The organism is Vibrio sp. FF266, assembly GCF_041439695.1.
Classification (GTDB): Bacteria; Pseudomonadota; Gammaproteobacteria; order Enterobacterales; family Vibrionaceae; genus Vibrio; species Vibrio tasmaniensis_A.
This window is the reverse complement of record NZ_JBGOOO010000001.1, coordinates 375,594-390,917: the sequence shown is the minus strand read 5'-3', so window position 1 is coordinate 390,917 and position 15,324 is coordinate 375,594. Positions and strand designations below refer to the sequence as shown.

Below are 15,324 nucleotides of genomic sequence, written 5' to 3'. Positions count from 1 at the left end.
GTGAGGCGCTATTGTTTGATTGATTTTCGGTTGATATGTTGGCAAAAAAGTACGGGAATCGATATGAACACATCTACTTATCCTTTTAGCTTATTCATTAAAGCAGAAGGGGCTCAATGCAATCTGGATTGTAGCTACTGCTATTATCTTAATAGACAAGATGTCGATAAGAGGTCTTCAATGTCTCTGGACATGATGGAGAAAATTGTCGGTGCTCATATCGACGCGCAGCCAATGAAAGATCAGCAAGTGGACTTTATCTGGCATGGTGGCGAGCCTATGTTAAGAGGGCTCGATTTCTATGAAGCTGCGATGAAAACGCAGGCAAGCAAAGCGACTACCAAGCTCGTCGTGAATACGATGCAGACCAATGGAACCATGATTAACGATCGTTGGGCGAGTTTCTTTGCTAAACACAATTTCATGATGGGCATTAGTATCGACGGGCCCAATATCCTGAATGACATCGCTCGGATCGACAAAAATGGCGAGTCGTCTTTTGAACGCACAATGCGTGGGATGTCTTATCTAAAGAAGCACAATGTTGATTTTAATACGTTAACGGTCGTGAACAATAAAACCTACAAACACGGTAAAACGATCTATCAGTTTTTGGTTGAAAATGGCAGTGGTTACATGCAGTTTCAGCCTTGTATCGATCATGAGTTGGACAGGCGAACAGGGCATGATTGGTCGTTAACCGGTGAGCAATGGGGGCAATTTCTTTGTGATTTGTTTGATGCATGGAGCGCCAATGATGTCGGTAAAGTGTATATCCAGTTTTTTGAAAACTGTCTAATGGTATTGATGGGTTACCAAAGCCAAATGTGCCATCACAGCGCGACTTGTGGACAGCAATTAATGGTTGAGCATGACGGCAATGTTTACAGTTGTGACCATTATGGGTATCAAGATCATCAACTGGGCACCATGAACAGTGATAAGCTTGCAACCATGGCGAGCTCACCAGAACAAATCGCGTTTGGCACCAACAAATATGAAGAGTTAAACAGCACTTGTCGACGTTGTGACTTTGTTGAACTCTGCCAAGGTGGTTGTCCTAAAAACAGAATAGCAACAATCGAAGATGGCAGTCCGATGAATCATTTATGCCAAGGGTATGAGATGTTTTTTCGTCACGCATTACCCAAATTATTGCCTATGGTAGAAGCGATGAAAAAAGGGTATTCGCCAGCGTACTTTCCACTTTTCTAAATCATTTGGAGTAGGGCATGACCAAAGACCTAAACTTACTGCGGCTCATTTTGGTGCTTAATGAAACTCGTCAAACGGTGAGTGCAGCCAAAACCTTGAACGTAAGTCAGCCGACGATCAGTGTCATGCTTCGTAAGCTCAGAGAACAATTTGATGATGAGTTGTTTGTTAGAGATAAAGCAAGGCTTGAACCCACCCCAAAATGCTTGAAGCTCATCGAAACCTTGCCTCTACTATTAGAACAGCTAGACAACCTTTACATACCCAATGATGAGTGGGGCTTGGAAGATTTAAGAGGGGAGGTTCAAATCATGCTGCCTTCCCCGCTGTTGATCCCAGTGGGTGTGCCACTAATCAAAAAGCTGACCAAAGAAGCGCCGCAAGTGACGTTCCAATGCTCACCTTGGTTAGATAATGGCGTCCAGTCTCTAGAGACCAACCGAATGTGTTGGGGAGTGAGCTATCTTCCTATGGACGTCAATAAAACCCTGACTGAACGCCCAGTTGGCTTTGATAAGTTCATGTTGGTGCTAAGAGCAGACCACCCAATTCAAGGCAACTCCCTTGAGGACATTCTGAAATACCCACTCTGTATCAATATGATCCCTGGTTACATTCAGCCGACCAAGACGGAAATGTTGATCAAAAAATACGACTTAGATAAACACATCGGGCTCAGAAGCAACAATATGAATTTGATGCTAGAAGTCGTTAAGGACAGCGACTTCATCTATGTAACATCGTCGAAATGCCGCTATTTGCTTGATCACTCTTATCGTTGTATCGATTTACCGCCGGAACTGTTGAAAGACACCTATCGTCGAGAATTAGCACTGTTTACTCATCAAGCAAACCGTAATAACCCGTTCACGGATTGGCTTCAAAAAGAAATTACGTCGATTATTCAATCCTAGCATCACGCTACTATTCCCTTTAAATAACTCCCCTTTCTAACGGCCACTATTAAGAATCGTAATAGTGGCTATCAAGCCATTTTTGGCCTCTTTCTTATACCATTTACCTCAACAATGGTTCGTTGTGACTTCAGCGATTTACTCATAGTGAATGAGGGTTATAAATGTATAAGTCTTTTGTTAAATCCGCTCTGGCGCTCTCGGTACTGGCGAGCGTCAATGTACACGCAGCGAGCCAACCCAATGTGGTTGCCATCATGCTCGATGATGTGAGCCCAACGGATCTGTCTGCCTACCACCGCGGTTTAGGCGCAGTGGATACGCCGAACATTGATCGAATTGCCGAGCGCGGCATGATGGTCAGTGATTACTACGCACAAGGCAGCTCTACCGCGGGGCGCTCTGCCTTTATCACAGGTCAATATCCTTTCCGAACAGGCTTAACGTCTGTCGGTCAGCCGGGCTCTTCACTTGGCCTTCAAAAAGAAGATCCAACCCTAGCCGAAATGCTGAAAGACAAAGGCTATGCGACCGTGCATGTCGGTAAAAGTCACCTAGGCGATAACAACAGTCACTTACCAACGGTGCACGGCTTTGATGAATTCTTCGGTTTCCTTTACCACCTCAACGTTATGGAGATGCCTGAACAGCCGGAATTCCCAACAGACCCTAACTTCAGAGGTCGCCCTCGTAATGTTCTTCACACCATCGCTACCGAGAGTGTGGACATGCAAGAAGACCCAAGGTTTGGTGTGGTTGGAAAGCAAACGATTGAAGATAAAGGTCCTTTAGGCTCTAAACGCATGCAAACCGTTGATGGCGAATTTTTGGAGTTTGCTACTAATTGGCTCGATAGACATGAAGCAGAGAAAGACGAACAACCTTACTTCATGTGGTACAACCCGACTCGTATGCACCAAAAAACACACGTGCGTCCTGAGTATCAAGGCGCGAGCCAAATCAACACGTATTACGATGGCTTGATTGAACTTGATGACCAGATCGGTGTATTACTCGATAAGTTAGAAGATCTTGGTGAAATTGATAACACGATAATCTTGTTTACCTCAGACAACGGCGTAAACCTAGATCATTGGCCTGATGGTGGTTCTGCCTCTTTCCGTGGTCAAAAAGGCACGACGTGGGATGGCGGTTTCCGTGTACCAATGCTGGTCAGCTGGCCAGATAAAATCCCTCAAGGTGAATACACCGATGGCTTCATGACTTCTGAAGACTGGGTGCCAACCATTATGGCTGCAGTGGGTGAAGGCGACATTAAGCAAGAACTGCTTGATGGAAAAGAGTTAAACGGCGAGCGTTATCAAGTCCACTTGGATGGTTATAACCAGCTGGATATGTTGACCAAAGGTGAGCCGAGCCAACGCCATGAGTTCTTCTTCTACAACGAGCAAGATTTGAATGCGTTCCGAGTTGATGATTGGAAAGTGCACCTAAAAACCAAAACGGAGTGGATTGCGCCTCCTGAAGAGTGGCCACTAGGGATGCTCATCAACATCAAGGCTGATCCTTATGAGCGTAGCCCTGATACTCGTGGTTGGTTCTTATGGATGAAAGAGAAGTCTTGGGTACTACCAAAGCTGCAAAAATCAGCGGCGGAATATCAGAAGTCACTCAAAGCGTTTCCACCAAGACAGAAAGCCGGTGGTATTGGTATGGCAGACAAATCAGTGGTTGCTGACTAACGCCAAATACGACTAATACAAGGTGTGCTGTAACAAGCGCACCTTACTATCGGACAATAATATGAAGAAACCGTTACGTCTGCTCACGGGCACCTTTTCCACTTTTACACTCTCTATCTTTGCGCTTATCCCCTTTGCATTTTGTGTTTCCGCTCAAGAAGAACCTGCCAGTGACATGGCTGATCCAATGGCTGTTTATACGGGAGGTGAAATTATTGCGGGCAATAAAGGGCTTGGCGCTACCTTCCAGTTTGGCGTGAATCGTGGCGATTGGGGTGTGTTGGGTAAGCTGGAAGGCAAAAACAACTTTGAAAACTATCGAGCACGATTCTTCACACCCAACAAGAAAACGGGCACTGGCTTGTTTGTTGATGCTGGACACGACTTCTCCAACGATGGCATAACCTCAAACTATGCGTCGGCGGGCATCATGCAGTCGTTCAAGCTGAGCGATAAGGTTAACCTGTACAGCGCCCTAACGTACGGACAAATGTGGGAGGAGAGTAATCAGTTTGAGGACACGCAAATCATCAGCAGTATTAACTACTTAAAGTACGATTTTGCTGACCAATTTTATCTTCTACTCGCTCCACAATACACCTACGGATTAGATGGTGAGAACACACGAGATTTCTCTGCTGAAATGCAACTGGGCTACAAGGTCGATAGTGACAACATCATCATCTTTAGTGGTGATACTGACAACAACACTTGGATCACCTTCCGTACTCGTTTTTAGTTAGGACATTAAATGATGAAAAAAAACATACTTGCGACAGCACTGGCTTGTGCTTTCATGGTTGCACTTCCGTCTCCGGTACTCGCGAGCCAATCCGTGGACGCGACGAGCGTAGCTGTGGCAACAAAAACAGCAATGGAGATAAAGACGGAAACTCTCCCCGTTGAGATGGCGAGTTTAGCGTCGCTCAAAAAGGATAATCAGCTATTGGCACAACTTGCCTATGAGTACGCGTACTCGATAGATGAAGCCTACAAATACTTTTACAAAACCGTCGTTGAGCAAGATTACCCTTTGAATCGATTCCAAAATATTCGAATACTTGCTGACGACACTTACACTGCGCACCCGACGATTAACAATGACACGTTACATTTGATGGGTTGGATGGATCTAGCAGCAGAGCCTGTCATCGTTACGATTCCAGACCATGATGACAATCGATACTGGTTGTTCCATACCATGAATATGCAGCACTTTACTGACTCGGCTTTTGGCTCTCCACAGCGAGGCACAAAAGGCGGCAGCTTCATGTATGCAGTTGAAGGGTGGAAAGGTGAAGTGCCTGCGAGTGTCGATCAAGTCATCTATGTCGAGCATCCGCTGGTCAAGATGATGGGGCGAATCATGGACCTTGGCGGTGACGATTCTGCAACTGCTCAAAAGTTAATGGATCAATGGAATATTAGGACGTTGTCGGAATATTTAGGTCAGAAAGGGCCAGATCCTGTTGAGCGCGAGTATCCAGACCCTGAAGATTCTAATTGGGTCGAACGAACCAATTTCATTCTGTCTGAAGGAACTATGAAGGCACATGACCAAAAGCTGGTTGAACTGTTCGAGTACATTGGCTTAGGAGATCTTGAATTAGGCAAAGCCAATCATCCATTTATGAAAGAGCAGCTTCGTATGATCGAGTCTGGTCAAAAAGACGGACTGGAACGAATCATTAATGCGGGCTTTGATGATTCACGTGACGTGTTAGGCACTCGTGATGAAATGACCAAGGTTCCAAGCTTTCAGCACGCCTACGGCACCTTAATGGGCCAATGGGGGCTGCCTGCAAAACACACTATGTACAGCGGTGACTTCTTCGATAGTGAAGGCGGTGCGCTCGATGGTAGTAAGTATGATTACACGGTGACCTTCGATTCGCCACCGCTAGAAGAGGGTGGTTTTTGGTCATACACGGCCTACAGTGGTGAAAGCCGATTGATGGAGAAAAATGACTTAAACCGTCATTCCCGTGGAGACAGAACGCTAACGCCTAATGTTGATGGCAGCTACACCATTTACATGAGTAGCGATGTAAAAGGGCATGAAGATGATCCTAACTTCTTACCTATCCCCGCTCACCAATGGTATTCAGTGTTACGCATGTACACGCCCGGTGAAGAGGTAAGAACCGATAAATGGAAATCGACACCGTTCACTAAGGTCAAGAAATCCACGATAAAGTGATGACTTAGATCGCCTGTTTAAGGTTTTGTTTATAATCAATTAATGCCAGCGGCTATGCCGCTGGCATTTTATTATTGAGTGAAATTTGCTTCGAAATAGGCACTAAATGCTCAGAACTGTCGAATAAAATAGGGCATACTGGACGCAATATATAGACCAAAGAAAGTAACCACGCGCATGAATCCAATCTGCCTCAACGACCCTTTTTCTCTTCCTAATGGCCAAGTGATCAAAAATCGCCTGTTCAAATCGGCAATGAGTGAACAGCTAGGTGATAAACATCATAACCCTAAGCAAGGTTTAGTCACGCTTTACCAGCGTTGGGCTCAAGGAGGAATTGGCCTATCCATGACGGGCAACGTGATGGTCGATAGAGGTGCGCTTGGTGAACCTAAAAACGTTGTGTTGGATGAGCAAAGTGACTTAAGCGTATTTCGTGAGTGGGCGAAGGCTGGAACACAAAATGGTTCGCAGATATGGATGCAATTGAACCACCCAGGAAAGCAAATTCCTAAATTCTTATGTGATAGCCCCGTTGCTCCTTCGGCGATCTCTTTAGAGCGCGGGTTAGAGAAAGGCTTCAATACGCCACGAGCTCTGATTGAGACGGAAATAATCGCAATCATTGATAAATTCGCGCTGAGTGCAAAGCTTTCAAAACAAGCAGGCTTTACTGGCGTGCAGATTCACGGTGCTCATGGTTATCTCGTGAGTCAGTTTTTGTCTTCGAGACACAATCAACGCCAAGACAAATGGGGTGGCTCACTCGAAAACAGACTTCGTTTTGTGCTTGAGGTTTATCGCGCGATTCGAAAAGAGGTCGGTGAAGATTTCCCTGTCGGAATTAAGCTCAACAGCGCCGACTTCATGAAAGGTGGCTTCACTGAAGAAGAGTCGATGCAGGTTGTGCAAACACTGAGTGATAACGGTATCGACCTGATTGAGATCTCTGGCGGCACCTATGAAAGTCCATCAATGATGGGTTCAAAGAGCAAAGCTGAATCAATCAAGTCCAGCACGGTAAAGCGTGAAGCGTATTTTATGGATTACATGGTGAAGGCGAGAAAGCTTGTGAGCACTCCGCTGGTGGTCACGGGTGGTTTTCGAACCGCGCAAGCAATGAATGAAGCATTAAACACCTCGGCGACCGATTTTATTGGTATTGCGCGCACAATGGCGGTTGATCCAGATTTCCCTAACAAGTTAATTGAAAACCCTAGCCACGGTATGCCGCTAACGGTGCCAACCACAGGAAAGCCCGCTTTAGACAGGATGGCGATGGTCGGGCTGGTTTGGTATGAACATCAAATGTGGCGCATCGCCTCTGGCAAGAATACCGACCCTAAACTAAGCGCATTAAGTGTGGTGGTAAAAACAATTCTCAGCGCCGGCTGGCACGCTTTCAAGAAGCGCAGAGCGTAAGCAGTCATGGATTGTTAAATCAGAACTTTAAGGAATTGAAGTTCTGCTTTTTTCTATGATGATTTATTGTTTAGTTTGTCTAGAGAGTAAGAAAGAGTTAAAGATCGTTAAGCGAATCAATCGTCAAATGAGCCATAATGAGAGAGATATTCGCTAAGTTAGCTTTTATCGCCAGACGGCTAAATATCTCCCTGACCAAACTTTAATGACAGGTAACTATGAAACAATTGGATCTCAATTTAATCCGCGTTTTTCTGGTTTTGCTAGAAACCAAAAATACTCGCATTGCTGGCAATAAATTGGCGCTGAGTCAGCCCGCAGTGAGTAAAGCACTAGGGCGATTGAGAGAATACTTTGATGACGAATTGTTTACTCGTGTCCATTCCGGTTTGAAGCCAACTCCACGTGCGTTAGAGCTTGGTGAACGGCTGCCAATGATCATGGAAAGCTTGGACGACGTGATTCTTGAAACCCCAAGCTTTGACCCTGCCGAGTATCAAGGCAACATCACGATTGCAATTAACGGTTTTATCTCGAACTGGCTTGGTGCGCGTTTATGCCTTGGTCTCATTCAAGAAGCGCCCAATGCTCAAGTCAATATTGTTAATTGGGGCTCTCAAACGCTGAAAAAATTGTTGGATGGCGAGATACAAGCAGCTATCAACTTTTCTCCAATCGACACGAATAAGCAGTTTACCCATCAGATTATCGGTGAGGATGACTTTGTCGGGTTGGTTAAAACCGGCCATCCATTAGCTGGCAAAGTGATTTCACAGCAAGAGATAGATGAAGCGGAATACGCGAGTTTGGTGATACCGGGGTGGAATGATATTCAGCCTTATATCGCCAAGCATTTGTCGACAGAGCAGCTTAAAGTGAAAGCAAGAAGCTCGTATTTGCACACGCTATTAGAGGTCATTAAACAAAGTGACATGATTCTACCGTGTTCCAAGCAGCTTGCTCTTTATCTTAATGAAGAGTTCGATTATCTCTCTTTTCCTGATTATGCACCGGAAGAGCTCAAAAAAATCGTGCTGGTGGAATCTCATAACAAGAGAATGCACCCGATGAATCAATGGCTTAAGCGAAAAATTATCACTACCTCCCAAACCATCATAAAAGAAAAGCAATAAGCCTCTCAAATGAGAGGCTAGGTTATTGTTAGTAGCTGTTATTGTTAGCAGCTGTTATTGCCAGTTAATTAACACTAATCACTCGCAACTCAGTCGTTATTCCCCGCTATTGAGCAGTGACCTGTGGGAAGTTGTGCATCTCACCTGATGCTACCGCTTCATCACTAGGACGGTATGCACGAACCGCAAAGTTCCAGCCATCATCGTTTACTTCAATTACGTTATTTGCAGCGTCACAGGTTTGCCCTTTTGGCGCAAAGTGGATCGTGTAAGAACCGTCTTTATTGGGTGTTGATGTCGTTGAATCAGCACTGTTGTTGTTCGTCATCAACCAGCCTTGGCTTGAATAGGCCGTAATTGACCAATAACCGCCTTCGTCATAACGTAATGAGGGTGCTTCAAACGTGATGTTTGCACATTCTGTTTTACCTGTGCCCGCTCGTGATGTATACACAGCATGCTCTGCCGGCATACCAGCCCAACCCACCGCAGTACCAATCATAAACTGCTTGTTATCTGATGTTGCTGTGATGTTTGGTGTGAAGGCTTCTTCTGTCTTGATGTCATTAACTAGCTTCTCCCATTTTGCTCGGACGTTATCTCGAGATGCATCATCCCAATCTGAAGCAGGTTCAAAAGGCTTAGCTGATTTCGCATTAATGACCGCCGCATCTTGCAGTCGATGCGCTTCATCTGCGCCAGCACTTGTTGCAGTTCGCATCAGTATGTAGATGTAGTCTGAACCTGCGATTTCTGAGTCGATGTAAATTTCTTCGCCACCATAAATGGCCATGTGGTTATCATGATTGTTATTGAAGATATGCATGATCTGGTACGCATCGCCTTTCGCCAGTTTGAATGTTGCGCCTTCTGAGACATCGACAACCGCGGTTGAATAGAGCAGGTCGGTGTTAGAGCGGATAATCATTTGGTTCTCTACCGTTACGTTTTCGCGATTATGCTCAAAAACATTAACCGGTTGATGCTCTAACTGTTGAGTGAAGTAAAGGTCGCTTTCTGCACGAGCGAAGTTTTCGTCGGTTACTTCAACTGCTGCCATTGTTTGCATTGATGTGATGGTAATCAGTGTTGCTAAAATGGTCTTTTTCATATCGTTTACCTTGAGGTCGTCATTAGGAGATGACACTAATGTATCGGTTTGGTGATGATTCTAAAAATGAATTGATGTTATTTATGTAATAACCAAAAGGAATCGGAAGGCTGGTTTTTGTGAAGCTTAGAGAGAGTTGTGACTGTTTTTTGTTCGTTTGGTGAAAGTTTTTTGCACAGAGACTGGTCGTTAGTTAATGAAGCGATGCTTTGTTCATTAACTAAGGCTTTATCGGCAGGTAAGGCTTTAGTTAATGACTGAGGTATCCGCGCTTTTAAGCACTATGCTTTAGTCATGACTAAAAGAGGATTAATTATGAAATGGCTTATCTTATCTGTAACGCTATTGTTCGTGGCAGGATGCCAATCGACAGGCTCTGACACGTCTTCACATGATCAAATGAATCGAGTTCATTCTGGTGGTTGTAGCAGCTAATCCTTTTTTGAAAATACTTTTTAGCTGCTGTTATTATCATTTCTGTCACTGTTCTTATAAAGAACTCACTTCTACAAAGCCTTGCGATTACGTGAGGCTTTCTTCTATGTAAAACAACGCATCCCTGCCGATTTATGTTGTAAATTTGTGAATCTGAACTGTCTATATTCTAGGCTGTGTACTGGATCTCATTTGTTATTTGAGTCCCTTGCTAAGGTAAATAATGAATGTGTACTACCAATCACTTTACTCAACTTAAGAGGTTTCTATGCTAGGTGAAAATCACTCTCTTGTTCACGAATTTCCTGAAATGAAAGACAAAATTGCTGAGCTTGCTAAAACTGACGATGGCTTTGCAGCAGATATGAAGACATACGACAACCTTGATAAAGAGATTCGTAAACTAGAGCTGAAAGATTCACCCATTGATGACGGCTCGATGCACCAATTGAAACATGATCGTTCTGAGCTTAAAGATTTACTGCATGCTCGTTTAACGGGCTAGTGAGTTGGTAATTTTGCTGACTAGCTAAATGGCGAATTACAGACTTAGACAAAAACTCCTTCGGGAGTTTTTTTTCGTTTCTGCATTCCAGTCTCTATCTGAACGCATAAGAATATTTGGATACAAGAAACCGTAGATATAGACAAACTCAGTTAGCACTAAGGTTTTGTAAATAGGGTGGATATAAAAAAGCTTAGCGCGGGGGACGCTAAGCTTCGTTGTTAAGTATGTTCTTGAACCATGCTTAGGCTGGTGGGGTTAGCCTACTTGAGAAAAGCTCACTACCTTGCTTTGTAGTTTCTCTTTCAGGTAATCCGTTACTGCTTGCTGCTCTGATTCACTCATGTACAGGCCAAGCTTGGTTCTGCGCCACAAGATGTCTTCGTCTGTCATCGCCATCTCTTCATTGATCAAGTAATCGATTTCAACTTGATAAACGCCATGTGCCTCGCTTGAGAATTGAATGCCAAGGTCAGCTTCGCTATTTGCGCCTTCCAGTAGTTTCCACGTGTAAGTACCGAATTGAGTCACGTAACGAAGCAATAGCGCTTCAGATGCCCAAGGGTATTTAGTGTGGATCATCTTCGCAAGCTGCTCTCTGCTGCAACTAAAGTTACCGCCTGGAAGCGTGTCGTTCGCTGTCCATGGTGCACCCATGTTGGTTAGGTGTGGCTCAAGCTTCTTAAGTGCCGCTTCGCCGAGCTTACGATAAGTGGTCAACTTGCCACCGAAGATCGAAAGCAGTGGCGCTTGATCGAGCTCTGCGTCCAATTCCAATGTGTAGTCACGAGTGATCGCTTGTGGGGAATCCGATTCGTCGTCACAAAGCGGTCTTACGCCACTGTATGTCCAAACCACGTCTTCACGGCCAAGCTGTTTAACAAAGTGCTGGTTAACGATATCAATCAAGTAATCCACTTCGACATCATCAATTGCGACGTTACGTGGGTCGCCTTTGTATTCAAGGTCGGTAGTACCGATGATCGAGAATTTATCTAGGTAAGGGATCATGAACACAATGCGATTGTCTTTGTTTTGCAGAATGTACGCTTGTGGCTCGTCATGAATGCGTGGCACAACAATGTGTGAGCCTTTGATAAGACGAATGTTACGAGGCGAAGCCTGCTCTAATCCATCATCAAAGAACTGTTTAACCCAAGGACCGGCTGCGTTAACAAGCGCTTTTGCTTTGCGTTCAAAGCGTTGGTTTGTCATCACATCAAGGATCGTTACATGCCAAACACCACCTTCGCGGTGCGCTTTTTCAACACGGCAGTAGTTACGTACTTCTGCGTTGTTTTCTTTTGCTGCCAACACGTTGAGCAATACCATACGAGCATCATCAACCCAGCAATCTGAGTATTCGAAGCCTGTCTTCATTTCTGGTTTCAGTAGGCCCGATTTCGCTAGGTTGACTGTCTTACTTCCAGGAAGAGTGGTGCGCTTACCCAAGTTATCGTAAAGGAATAGGCCACAGCGAATCATCCAAGCTGGGCGTAAAAATGGTCGATGAGGTAAACGGAAACGCATTGGCTGAGCAACGTGAGGCGCTTTTCTTAACAAGACTTCACGTTCAGCGAGTGCTTCCGAAACCAAACGAAATTCGTAATGTTCAAGGTAGCGTAGGCCACCGTGGATAAGCTTTGAGCTAGCAGAAGACGTCGCAGATGCGAAATCATTTGCTTCGTATAAGCCAACGTTTAGACCACGACCTGCTGCATCTGCCGCGATGCCTGCACCATTGATGCCGCCGCCAATCACGAGCAAGTCTAAAGTGGAAGATGTACTGTTGTTTGAATTATTTTGTTGAGCACTCATGGTTTTGACCTCTTCTGAGCGAACGAGCATTTTAGAACATAATTAAATCCTATATGAACTTTCGTTTGCGGTCATTTATTATTTTCGTTTATGCGCGTTTTATGTGATTTGGGTATAAAAAAACCTCTGCTTATGAAAGCAGAGGTTCAAATAAGTCTAATTCGAGCATAGAAGCGACAGTGACAGCGAGCAAGTTTTACTTTTTTAACTTTTCTATAAAGAATCGTGATTCATTATAGAAAGTGGCTCACCGAGCACTTATGTGAGTTATTCGCTCATAGGACGAGCGGTATCGATCACTTCTAATGGTATTGCGGAATCTTTAAGGATGTTGAGAATCTCTTCTGGTGGCTGCTTATTAGTAAACACCATGTGGGCTTGAGAGATATTACCGAGCTTAACCATCGCGTTACGACCAAACTTTGTGTGGTCGACGGCTAAGAAGATACTGCGGCTGTTTTCGATGATGGCTTGTTTCACACGAACTTCGTGGTAGTCAAAATCGAGCAGTGAGCCATCAAAGTCGATGCCACTGATGCCCAAGATTCCGAAATCAAGGCGGAACTGCTTCACGAAATCGAGTGTCGCTTCACCCACTATGCCGCCGTCGCGGTTTCTTACTTCACCGCCCGCCAAGATAACCTTGATCTCAGGGTTCGGCAGAAGGATGCTCGCAACGTTAATGTTGTTGGTCACAACTCGTAGCTGCTTATGATTCTTGTTGAGTGCGCGAGCAACCGATTCAGGTGTGGTTCCGATATCAACGAACAAGGTTGCGCCATCTGGGATATGTTTAACCAGCTCGTCGGCGATCACGTCTTTTTCGTTGAAGTTAAGCGCTTTACGCGTGTTATAAGAGGTGTTTTCCGAGCTTAAAGGAATGGTTGCACCACCGTGATAGCGACGGATTTTGTTGCTATCGGCCAGTTCATTGAGGTCTCGTCTGATGGTTTGTGGGCTGACATCGAACTTTTCAACGAGCTCTTCGGTACTCACATATCCTTGTGTTTTTACCAGGTCTACAATCTGCTGGTGTCTTGGTATCTGCTTCACTTAACTTACCACTCCCTGCGCGCAAAGGGCTCTAGCGCGTCAAAATCGAAAATATAAACTCACGCTATTGTGCTCGAATTGATGAAAAGAGAGAAGTAATGATGGTAAGGAATCATGTCTAAACCGCAAAAACGCTGCTCAAAACATGGAATTTGAGCCCGAAACGCAAAAAAGAGCACAAAATAGTGCTCTTTTTAGTTTCGTTTGCTGAGGTTCGAACAATCTAGTCGATTAGATTACTCGAGTTCCTAGGTCAGCGGCTAATGATTAACGATTAGCTGAATAATCAGTATTACTCTTCGTCGTCATCGTGCAGTTCAGACCAAACCTGTGCACACTTGATAGCACGCTTCCAACCTTTGTAACGGCGGTTACGCTTCTCTTCGTCGTGGTGTGGCATGAAGGTGCGGTTAAGAACGGCTTTGTCTTGAAGCTCGTCAATGCTGTCCCAGAAACCAACCGCTAGGCCAGCAAGGTAAGCGGCACCAAGAGCCGTTACTTCTGTTACTTCCGGGCGGTGAACTTCAGTATCCAGCACGTCTGATTGGAATTGCATTAGGAAGTTGTTCGCTACTGCGCCGCCATCAACACGTAGTTTCGCTAGCTTGATGCCTGAGTCAGCTTGCATCGCGTCTAGTACGTCACGCGTTTGGTAAGCAATGCCTTCCAGCGTTGCACGGATGATGTGGTTAGAGTTAACACCACGAGTTAGGCCGACAATCGTACCGCGAGCATAAGCATCCCAGTATGGCGCGCCTAGGCCAGTAAATGCAGGAACCACGTAAACGCCGTTTGAAGAGTCTACTTTGGTTGCGAAGTACTCAGAGTCTTCAGCACCAGCCAGTAGCTTCATTTCATCACGTAGCCATTGGATAGATGCGCCACCCATGAATACCGCACCTTCAAGCGCGTATGCAGGCTCGCCTTTAGGGCCACATGCTAGCGTTGTGAGTAGACCATTTTTCGATGTTACTTTCTCTTGGCCTGTGTTCATTAGAAGGAAACAACCCGTGCCGTAAGTGTTCTTAGCCTGGCCTGCTTCTACACACATTTGACCGTAAAGTGCAGCTTGTTGGTCACCCGCAATACCCGCGATTGGGATACGAGTACCGCCTTTACCACCAAGGTTCGTTTGACCGTAAACCTCAGAAGAGCGCTTCACTTCAGGCATCATGATTGCTGGAATGCCCATTTCATCAAGTAGCTTCTGATCCCAGCATAGGTCGTTGATGTTGAACAACATAGTACGTGACGCGTTGGTGTAATCCGTAACGTGTACACGTCCTTGAGTCATTTTCCAAACTAACCAAGTATCAACCGTACCGAACAATAGTTTGCCAGCTTCAGCGTCTTCACGAGCGCCTTCAACGTTGTCTAGAATCCATTTTACTTTGGTACCTGAGAAATACGGGTCAAGGACTAAACCTGTATTGTCACGTACGTAGTCTTCTAGGCCACGCGCTTTAAGGTCTTCACAGATATCTGCTGTACGGCGACACTGCCATACGATTGCGTTATAAACAGGCTTGCCGGTCTCTTTGTTCCAAACAATGGTGGTTTCACGTTGGTTCGTGATACCAATGCCCGCTAGCTCATCGCTGCGGATGCCTGCTTTAGCAAGAGCTTCAACCAATGTAGAGCTTTGAGTCGCCCAGATTTCCATTGGATCATGCTCAACCCAACCCGCTTTCGGGTAAATCTGAGTGAATTCTCGTTGAGAAGAACTAACGATGTTTGCATCGTGATCGAGGATTACAGCGCGAGAACTTGTGGTGCCTTGGTCTAGGGCAACAATGTATTTTTGCTCGGTCATGG

Annotated in this window: 12 protein-coding genes; 8 read left to right on the top strand and 4 right to left on the bottom strand. The window is 45.2% G+C overall.

Features of this window, described 5'->3' with window-relative positions; translation table 11 throughout:
* Positions 1-63 precede the first annotated feature (63 nt).
* From ACED59_RS01695 to ACED59_RS01665, 7 genes are all read left to right on the top strand, one after another.
* Positions 64-1,215: an anaerobic sulfatase maturase gene (locus tag ACED59_RS01695; RefSeq protein ID WP_032499755.1), complete on the top strand. Its 1,152-nt coding sequence runs from the start codon at positions 64-66 to the stop codon at positions 1,213-1,215.
* A 17-nt stretch (positions 1,216-1,232) separates the two neighbouring features.
* Positions 1,233-2,129 (top strand): LysR family transcriptional regulator, encoded by an 897-nt coding sequence (locus tag ACED59_RS01690; RefSeq protein ID WP_017097581.1) that lies wholly within the window; start codon positions 1,233-1,235, stop codon positions 2,127-2,129.
* Positions 2,130-2,293: 164 nt separating this feature from the next.
* Positions 2,294-3,832, top strand: a complete 1,539-nt coding sequence (locus ACED59_RS01685) for a sulfatase-like hydrolase/transferase (RefSeq protein ID WP_017096312.1) — start codon at positions 2,294-2,296, stop codon at positions 3,830-3,832.
* Positions 3,833-3,893: 61 nt separating this feature from the next.
* Positions 3,894-4,571 carry a hypothetical protein gene (locus ACED59_RS01680; RefSeq protein WP_017096311.1) on the top strand — a complete coding sequence of 226 codons (678 nt, stop codon included), beginning with the start codon at positions 3,894-3,896 and terminating at the stop codon, positions 4,569-4,571.
* Between the two features lie 12 nt (positions 4,572-4,583).
* A complete protein-coding gene (locus ACED59_RS01675; protein WP_017096310.1) occupies positions 4,584-6,032 on the top strand; it encodes a DUF1254 domain-containing protein in 1,449 nt (482 codons plus the stop codon).
* 177 nt (positions 6,033-6,209) lie between these two features.
* Entirely contained in the window at positions 6,210-7,454 is a 1,245-nt protein-coding gene (locus ACED59_RS01670; protein WP_017102289.1) for an NADH:flavin oxidoreductase/NADH oxidase family protein, read from the top strand.
* A 218-nt stretch (positions 7,455-7,672) separates the two neighbouring features.
* Positions 7,673-8,587 (top strand): LysR family transcriptional regulator, encoded by a 915-nt coding sequence (locus tag ACED59_RS01665; protein WP_017096308.1) that lies wholly within the window; start codon positions 7,673-7,675, stop codon positions 8,585-8,587.
* 106 nt (positions 8,588-8,693) lie between these two features.
* Here ACED59_RS01665 and ACED59_RS01660 read toward each other — a convergent pair whose 3' ends face one another.
* A complete protein-coding gene (locus ACED59_RS01660; protein WP_017096307.1) occupies positions 8,694-9,734 on the bottom strand; it encodes a DUF1214 domain-containing protein in 1,041 nt (346 codons plus the stop codon).
* Positions 9,735-10,401: 667 nt separating this feature from the next.
* Here ACED59_RS01660 and ACED59_RS01655 point away from each other — a divergent pair.
* Positions 10,402-10,638, top strand: a complete 237-nt coding sequence (locus ACED59_RS01655; RefSeq protein ID WP_017060944.1) for a YdcH family protein — start codon at positions 10,402-10,404, stop codon at positions 10,636-10,638.
* 258 nt (positions 10,639-10,896) lie between these two features.
* Here ACED59_RS01655 and glpD read toward each other — a convergent pair whose 3' ends face one another.
* From glpD to glpK, 3 genes are all read right to left on the bottom strand, one after another.
* A complete protein-coding gene (glpD, locus tag ACED59_RS01650) occupies positions 10,897-12,456 on the bottom strand; it encodes a glycerol-3-phosphate dehydrogenase (protein WP_029223718.1) in 1,560 nt (519 codons plus the stop codon).
* A gap of 267 nt (positions 12,457-12,723) precedes the next feature.
* Complete coding sequence (locus ACED59_RS01645; protein WP_017096306.1) at positions 12,724-13,509, bottom strand: DeoR/GlpR family transcriptional regulator; 786 nt, start codon at positions 13,507-13,509, stop codon at positions 12,724-12,726.
* 292 nt (positions 13,510-13,801) lie between these two features.
* Positions 13,802-15,322, bottom strand: coding sequence for a glycerol kinase GlpK (glpK, locus tag ACED59_RS01640; RefSeq protein WP_017082581.1), 1,521 nt, complete (start codon positions 15,320-15,322; stop codon positions 13,802-13,804).
* Positions 15,323-15,324 lie beyond the last annotated feature (2 nt).

Excerpts from the sequence above, each read along its gene's own strand:
- ACED59_RS01695 (WP_032499755.1), top strand. The coding sequence starts at position 64 with ATGAACACATCTACTTATCCTTTTAGCTTATTCATTAAAGCAGAAGGG.
- ACED59_RS01690 (WP_017097581.1), top strand. The coding sequence starts at position 1,233 with ATGACCAAAGACCTAAACTTACTGCGGCTCATTTTGGTGCTTAATGAA.
- ACED59_RS01685 (WP_017096312.1), top strand. The coding sequence starts at position 2,294 with ATGTATAAGTCTTTTGTTAAATCCGCTCTGGCGCTCTCGGTACTGGCG.
- ACED59_RS01680 (WP_017096311.1), top strand. The coding sequence starts at position 3,894 with ATGAAGAAACCGTTACGTCTGCTCACGGGCACCTTTTCCACTTTTACA.
- ACED59_RS01675 (WP_017096310.1), top strand. The coding sequence starts at position 4,584 with ATGATGAAAAAAAACATACTTGCGACAGCACTGGCTTGTGCTTTCATG.
- ACED59_RS01670 (WP_017102289.1), top strand. The coding sequence starts at position 6,210 with ATGAATCCAATCTGCCTCAACGACCCTTTTTCTCTTCCTAATGGCCAA.
- ACED59_RS01665 (WP_017096308.1), top strand. The coding sequence starts at position 7,673 with ATGAAACAATTGGATCTCAATTTAATCCGCGTTTTTCTGGTTTTGCTA.
- ACED59_RS01655 (WP_017060944.1), top strand. The coding sequence starts at position 10,402 with ATGCTAGGTGAAAATCACTCTCTTGTTCACGAATTTCCTGAAATGAAA.
- glpD (WP_029223718.1), bottom strand. The coding sequence starts at position 12,456 with ATGAGTGCTCAACAAAATAATTCAAACAACAGTACATCTTCCACTTTA.
- glpK (WP_017082581.1), bottom strand. The coding sequence starts at position 15,322 with ATGACCGAGCAAAAATACATTGTTGCCCTAGACCAAGGCACCACAAGT.